This is a genomic window from Pseudomonas sp. 2995-3 (genome assembly GCF_002742565.1).
Taxonomy (GTDB): domain Bacteria; phylum Pseudomonadota; class Gammaproteobacteria; order Pseudomonadales; family Pseudomonadaceae; genus Aquipseudomonas; species Aquipseudomonas edaphica.
This window is the reverse complement of the sequence record NZ_LJSB01000262.1, coordinates 1-269: the sequence shown is the minus strand read 5'-3', so window position 1 is coordinate 269 and position 269 is coordinate 1. Positions and strand designations below refer to the sequence as shown.

Here is a 269-nt window from a genome sequence, read left to right as displayed (position 1 = left end):
TCCTGTAACCATATAGGTCTTCAATCAATAAATCTCTCATATTGTACTCCATTTCAACTGGTCCAAATATTATCTTTGCACCCCTGCCTTTTAGTTCCTCGTATATAACATCAACATCATTTACCCAAACGTAGGTATCCAATACAACATTAATCAGAGCATTAGGGCGAACAGCTTCTGGCATAGTGCTCTCTTTAAAAAGGAAATGAACTCCTTCACGACTTACAAACTCTCCGTCAATGGTGAAACCTAAGACATCCTTGTAATAC

At 37.9% G+C, this 269-nt stretch carries 1 protein-coding gene; it reads right to left on the bottom strand.

Features of this window, described 5'->3' with window-relative positions:
• Nucleotides 1-241, bottom strand: a 241-nt coding sequence (locus tag AOA62_RS31865) for a hypothetical protein (RefSeq protein WP_368665713.1), incomplete at its 3' end; no start/stop codon positions are given.
• Nucleotides 242-269: the final 28 nt, after the last annotated feature.